The sequence below is a fragment of the Mesorhizobium sp. M0244 genome (genome assembly GCF_040321795.1).
Lineage (GTDB): Bacteria > Pseudomonadota > Alphaproteobacteria > Rhizobiales > Rhizobiaceae > Mesorhizobium.
Genome location: NZ_JAMYSE010000170.1, coordinates 1 through 5,617, shown reverse-complemented (window position 1 = coordinate 5,617; position 5,617 = coordinate 1). Strand labels below are relative to the sequence as shown.

6 protein-coding genes and 1 riboswitch are annotated in these 5,617 nt (G+C 64.7%); of the genes, 3 read left to right on the top strand and 3 right to left on the bottom strand.

The genetic code is table 11. The features are described from left to right. Nucleotides 1-15: 15 nt before the first annotated feature. Nucleotides 16-402, bottom strand: coding sequence for a methyltransferase family protein (locus tag NKJ08_RS38045; protein WP_502906391.1), 387 nt, complete (start codon nucleotides 400-402; stop codon nucleotides 16-18). After that, nucleotides 399-1,397 carry a heparan-alpha-glucosaminide N-acetyltransferase gene (locus NKJ08_RS38040; RefSeq protein ID WP_352779757.1) on the bottom strand — a complete coding sequence of 333 codons (999 nt, stop codon included), beginning with the start codon at nucleotides 1,395-1,397 and terminating at the stop codon, nucleotides 399-401. Before NKJ08_RS38040 ends, NKJ08_RS38045 begins: the two co-directional genes overlap by 4 nt. A 255-nt stretch (nucleotides 1,398-1,652) precedes the next feature. Between NKJ08_RS38040 and NKJ08_RS38035 the strand changes: the two genes are divergently transcribed. Then, nucleotides 1,653-2,852: an MFS transporter gene (locus NKJ08_RS38035; protein ID WP_352532232.1), complete on the top strand. Its 1,200-nt coding sequence runs from the start codon at nucleotides 1,653-1,655 to the stop codon at nucleotides 2,850-2,852. Here NKJ08_RS38035 and NKJ08_RS38030 read toward each other — a convergent pair. Further along, on the bottom strand, nucleotides 2,831-4,024 hold the full coding sequence (locus NKJ08_RS38030; RefSeq protein WP_352786295.1) for an aromatic ring-hydroxylating oxygenase subunit alpha: 1,194 nt from the start codon (nucleotides 4,022-4,024) through the stop codon (nucleotides 2,831-2,833). The genes NKJ08_RS38035 and NKJ08_RS38030 overlap by 22 nt on opposite strands. Before the next feature lie 231 nt (nucleotides 4,025-4,255). Further along, nucleotides 4,256-4,458, top strand: a riboswitch (cobalamin riboswitch). 36 nt (nucleotides 4,459-4,494) lie between these two features. Here NKJ08_RS38030 and NKJ08_RS38025 point away from each other — a divergent pair. Next, nucleotides 4,495-4,674, top strand: coding sequence for a CbtB domain-containing protein (locus tag NKJ08_RS38025; RefSeq protein ID WP_091575531.1), 180 nt, complete (start codon nucleotides 4,495-4,497; stop codon nucleotides 4,672-4,674). A gap of 15 nt (nucleotides 4,675-4,689) precedes the next feature. Then, on the top strand, nucleotides 4,690-5,472 hold the full coding sequence (locus NKJ08_RS38020; RefSeq protein WP_352786293.1) for a CbtA family protein: 783 nt from the start codon (nucleotides 4,690-4,692) through the stop codon (nucleotides 5,470-5,472). Nucleotides 5,473-5,617 lie beyond the last annotated feature (145 nt).

Here is a 5,617-nt window from a genome sequence, read left to right as displayed (position 1 = left end):
GGTTGGTTGTTGTTTCTAGCGTACCGACCTCGCGCTCCGCAAGACAAAGGCGAGGCTGACCAGCAGCAGCGTGTTGGCGAGATAGATCGGATTGCGGCTGACGGCGAAGGGCCCGGTGGTCACCAGATGATCCGGCACGCCGTTCGGGTTGAGCGTCGTTTTCGCGCGGATCATGGTGCGGATCGCCGTGAACCAGAGCGCGGCGACCGCCAACAGCGCCACAAGGCCGGCGGCGAACAGGATGTCGCCGAGAAGATCGCCGATCCATGGCAGCGGATAAAACAGCCCTAGCGCGACGCTACCGGCGATGGCGGCGATATAGATCAGCGGCGGCCATGGTATGTGCCCCAATTTCGGCTGACCAGGACTCTGCTGCACGGGTTTCGGGTGACTGTCGGTCATTGTTGTCCTCCCAGCGTGCTCTCGGTCCTGGCCGTGCAGGTGCCGGCGAGCTCGCCAATATGCGCCTTCCACTCCGGGGACTGGTCATTGCTGTAAAGCCGATCAAGCGAGGCTTCGCCCTGGAGAGTGTCCAGCATGCAGACACAATAGCTGGAGCAGAACTCGGTGTCGCGCGTCTGCTCGCAGGATATTTGGCAGGATTTCAGGAAGTTCATCTCCCTGGTTTCGACTTGCGCCGGCATGACTTGCGAAAACAGCCAGACCGAGCCGATCAGCACTGGCTGATGGATCAGATAGAAGGCAAGGCTGTGCCGGCCGATGAAGACCAGCGGATTTGCCCAGCGGCCGGGCGCCAAGGTCGACAGCCGCGTCAGCACGCCGGAGGTGGCGGCGAGTTTGGTAGCCGCGATGCCGGCAAGCACGGCGCCGAACCAGGGCAGCAGCGGAACGTAGTCGTTGGAGCGCGGATTGGTCGCCGACAGCCCGACCCACCATAGGGCCGGATGATCGAAAACCGCGGATCGCAGATAGACGGGCGCGGCGACGACAAACGCCGCGACAAGCAGCGTCAGCAGCGCTGGCAGCCGCAGGAACGCCAGGCCGAGCAGGCTGGCCAGCGCAATCTCGTGCAATATGCCGAAGAAGATGAAGCCATCCGGCGTGGCGATGCGAGTGACCAGCGATATTGCGAGGGCGGCCCCGGCAACCATGGCGAAACGCTTCCAGAAGCCGGTCCAGTGGATCTTTCTGCCATGGGCAAGATAGAGGCTGACGCCGACCAGGAACAGGAAGCTTGAGGCGATGCAGCGCGCGTAGAATTTCCACCAGCCGAAAGCGGTGAGGCCGGGATCGGTGTAACCGAAGAATTCGAGATCCCAGGTGAAATGATAGCTCGCCATGGCAAGCAAAGCGACGCCGCGTGCGATGTCGATGGCGGCGATGCGCTTCAACTTTGGTTGGTCCTGAACGGAGGCGGTCGGCGTGTCGATGCTCATTGGTCTCGTTGTCTTGGTTCAGCCCCGGCAAGACGACTATCACGGTTGCCCCCGACAAAAGAAGCAGGCCGTGCCTCGCGTTGTACCGGCTGCGGCCGTTCAGCATCATGGCTCGCTTTAGGCCAGAGCCGGAAAGCCTTTGGCCGGCTTCGCTTTTTGCCGTGAAGGCGTCGGTTTCCTGTTACCCGCCGAGGCAACGCCACGGCAGATTTGTGCTCCAAACCTGCTTCGGGCGATTCTGCTTCGGGGAAAGCAATGGCTACACATGTGCGCCATCCGATCTGGCTTGCGGCCTTGCGGCCGGCGGATGCACGCACCTTCGCCTCGCTTTATGCGGTCGAATCCTTCGCGCGCGCCACCGTGTCCAGCGTCATCCCGATCCAGGCCTATGAGATTCTGCACAACGAGCAGATCGTTTCGATCCTCTACACGATCGTGGCGATGCTCGGCCTGTCGGCGACGCTGTTCATGCCGATGCTGATCCGGCGCTTTGCCCGGCGCTGGGTCTATACCGCCGGCGCCTGCCTGCTGGCCGTCGGCTCGCTGTTCTTCGTCACCCATACGCTGGCCGGCCAAGTGGTGGGCATGCTCTGCCGCGTCGTCGGCGCCGGCGCGCTGGCGATCACGCTCAACCTCTACATCATGGACCATATCCGCAAGACCGACTTCATGCAGGCCGAGTCGCTGCGCATGGCGTGGTCGATGCTTGCCTGGACCGCCGGGCCGACGCTCGGCATTTTCCTCTACACACGTTTCGGCATCTATGCGGCGCATGGCGCGGTGGCCGTCTTCGCCATGGCCTTGCTGGCGCTGTTCTGGACCTATCGGCTCGGCGACAACCAGTCGATCCGCCCTGGCAAGACACGGCCGGTCAATCCTCTGGCCAATATCGGCCGCTTCGTCGCGCAGCCAAGGCTGAGGCTCGCCTGGCTGATCGCCTTCGGCCGCTCCTGCTTCTGGACGACGTTCTTCGTCTATGGGCCGTTGTTTATGGTGATCACCGGCGAGGGCAAGCTGGCCGGCGGCCTTTTGGTTTCGGCCGGCAATGCGCTGCTGTTCATGGCCATCTTTTGGGGCAGGGCAGGAAAGCGTTTCGGCGGCCGGCGAACCATGACGTTCGCCTATTTCGCCATGTCGGCGACGCTGCTGGCGGCCGGCGCCGTCGGCGAGGCGGCACCGCTCGTCAGCGGCGCATTGCTGCTTTGCGGCGCCTTCTTCACCATTGCGCTCGATGCGCTGGGCTCGACCGCCTTCATGCGCTCGGTGCGCTCCTATGAGCGGGCGCAGATGGCGGCGGTCTACCGCACCTATCTCGACTTTTCCGAGCTGACGCCGCCGCTGGTCTATTCGGTGGTGCTGGCGTTCTTCGGCCTGGGCGCGGTTTTCGCGACGCTCGGCGTGTTGGCCGCTGCCTGTGGCTTCGTCACCTGGCGCTATCTGCCCAAATCGCTTTGATGTTCAAGCGCCGCATGCCGGTCGCGCACCCAGTTGTGGAAGCGGTGCAAGTCATATTCCTCGGGCATCAGCACGCCGGCCTTGTGGCGCATCGAGCGGAGGCCCTTCTGGTTGACCTCGCAGATGTCAGCGTCTTCCTCCAGCACTTGGGTACCGAAGGCGACGATATTGTCGATGTCCGCCGCCGGATCGGCGAGCGCTTCGGGCGAAAAAAGCCATTCGGCGGTGAGTTCGGTCTGCTCCGGCCCAAGCGGCACCAGCCGCACGGTCCTGACATAGTCGACGTGGCCGACGATGAACATCGACGGCAGGCTGGTGGCATAGGTCTGCCCGGCGGTACGCTCGGCCGGCGTCAGGCCGGAAAAGACCGAGCCGTGGACGCGCCCGTCGCGCGACCAGGTCTCGGCTCCTGCCCGCAAGCCGCCGGAAAATTCCGGCGCGTCATTGTCGGCATGGCGAGCCCATTCGGGATCGTCGTGGCGGCCCATCAGGCCGCGGCCATAGATCGGCACCAGCCGCGACAGGTCCTTATGGACGCCGGGGCAATGCAGGCACTCGTTGAAGTTTTCCCAGAAAATCTTCCAGTTGCAGTTCATCACCTTGCGCAGCATATGGCCGCTCAGCAGCGTTTCCAGCGGCCAGTTGGCGAGGTTGCCGGATGCCGGATCGAAGGATGTTTCAGCCGAGCCGGCAGCGTCTTCCGCGAGGTTGACGAAGACAAAACCGCGCCACACCGACAGCGCCACCCGGTAGAGCGGATGATCGGCCTTATCGAAGCGGTCAGGCAGCGATTTCGACGGCACGCGCACCAGATCGCCGCGCAGCGAATAGGACCAGGCGTGATAGGGGCAGGTGATGAGCCGCGCCTTCAGCCGGCCCTCGCTTTCCTGGCAAAGCTGCGAGCCGCGGTGCCGGCAGGTGTTGTGGAAGGCACGCAATTCGCCGGTCTCGTCGCGCAGCACGACGACCTCTTGCGTGCCTATACGGAACGTCCTGAAAGCCAGCGGCTGGGCAAGGTCGGCCTCTCGGCAGACGAGCACCCAGTTGCGATGCCAGATGGCGTCGAGATCGCGCTGGTAGCCCGCGATGTCCCAATAGGCCGGCGACGGCAGCGTCGGCTCGGCCCGCGTCAGGCCGTTATAGGGATCGTGCTCGTTCGAGCTGGGTTGCATGACTGGCTTCCTCCCCTGCGCCAGCCGACACCCGGCCGCAAAAATTGTCAATTGCGGCGCCGGCCGGCCGGCTTGGCGAGACGGCGCATTCGCCACACGATCCGGCGGAATTTGGTTTGCCGGGCGCGGCGATTCTGCCTATAGTCGCCGATGTCGTCGGTTCCGTTTGGAACCGCGCATGATCCCGGAACCGGAATCGGTTCCGGAAAGGTCATACGCAGAGTCTAAGTGTTAGAGCGTCCTTTGTGCGTCCATTTGGACGCACGGCGCTCTAAGGGAATGCGGTGCGGGCAAACTTCTTGCCCAATGCCGTGGCTGCCCCCGCAACTGTGTGCGGTAGTCCTCTCCATATGCCACTGAAGATTCGTCTTCGGGAAGGTGGGGAAGGGCGCTGATCCGCGAGCCAGGAGACCTGCCGGCGACAGGAAACTGACTTCTATGCCCTCGGGTGGAGGGCGAAAGGACAAGACATGAATACCGCTTCCGTCTCGCTCGGCGCTTCCGTCTCCTCGCAATCGCGTTTCATGCAGCTGGCGCTTGCTGCATTCCTCGGCATCTTCGTCATGGGCTTTGTCGGCTTTTCGCATATCGATGCGGTCCACAATGCCGCTCACGACTATCGCCATTCGATGGCGTTTCCCTGCCACTGACAAGGGGCTGACATCATGACATTGTTTCGCAACGTCGTGTTCATCGCGGCGATCGCAGGGCTCGTGGCCGGCGTCCTTCTCGCCTGCATGCAGGCCTATGCCACGGTGCCGCTCATCCTGAAGGCGGAAGTCTACGAACAGGCCGGCGGCGGCCATGACCATGCCGCTGCGCCAGCAGCACCGGCCGAAAACGCCACGGGCACGACGGCTATGAGCAGCGCCGCGCCGGCACCGGCTGAAGCGATCGCTCCGGCGGAGGACGAAGGCTGGGCGCCGGCCGACGGTTTCGAGCGCTTTGCCTTCAGCGTCGTTGCCAATATCGTCACCGGGATCGGCTTTGCGCTGGTGCTGGTTGCGGTATCGGAGTTCGCCGGCGGCATCGGCAATTGGCGCCAGGGCCTGTTCTGGGGGCTGGCCGGCTTTGCCGTGTTCACGCTGGCGCCTGGCCTCGGCCTGCCGCCGGAACTGCCGGCGATGCCGGCGGCCGACCTTGTCCAACGCCAGATCTGGTGGTGGGCAACTGTGGTAGCGACCGCGGCCGGCCTCGGCCTGATCACGTTTCGCAAATCGCTGCCGCTGGCGCTGCTTGCCGTGGCGTTGATCGCAGCGCCGCATATTGTCGGCGCGCCGCAGCCCGACAGTTTCGAGACGGCGATCCCGGAAGGCCTGCATCACCAGTTCGTGGTGGCGGTGACGCTGACCAATCTGGTGTTCTGGCTGGTGCTTGGCGCGGTCGTAGGCGTGGTGCGCGGGCGCTTCACCGGCACGGCGACCAGCCAGCGCGACAGCTTTGCCTGATCGCGCTGCCGGGGCGCTGACCCTAGTCATCGGCGGTGGGGGGGGGGGGGGGGGCGGGCGGCGGCCGCAGCGGGGGGGGGGGGGGGGCGGGGGGGGGGGGGGGGGGGGGGGGGGCGCGGGCGGGCGGGCGCGGGGGGGGGGGGGG

What these genes read in the sequence shown, in the direction of transcription:
- NKJ08_RS38045 (WP_502906391.1), bottom strand. Translation starts at nt 402, where the DNA reads ATGACCGACAGTCACCCGAAACCCGTGCAGCAGAGTCCTGGTCAGCCG.
- NKJ08_RS38040 (WP_352779757.1), bottom strand. Translation starts at nt 1,397, where the DNA reads ATGAGCATCGACACGCCGACCGCCTCCGTTCAGGACCAACCAAAGTTG.
- NKJ08_RS38035 (WP_352532232.1), top strand. Translation starts at nt 1,653, where the DNA reads ATGGCTACACATGTGCGCCATCCGATCTGGCTTGCGGCCTTGCGGCCG.
- NKJ08_RS38030 (WP_352786295.1), bottom strand. Translation starts at nt 4,024, where the DNA reads ATGCAACCCAGCTCGAACGAGCACGATCCCTATAACGGCCTGACGCGG.
- NKJ08_RS38025 (WP_091575531.1), top strand. Translation starts at nt 4,495, where the DNA reads ATGAATACCGCTTCCGTCTCGCTCGGCGCTTCCGTCTCCTCGCAATCG.
- NKJ08_RS38020 (WP_352786293.1), top strand. Translation starts at nt 4,690, where the DNA reads ATGACATTGTTTCGCAACGTCGTGTTCATCGCGGCGATCGCAGGGCTC.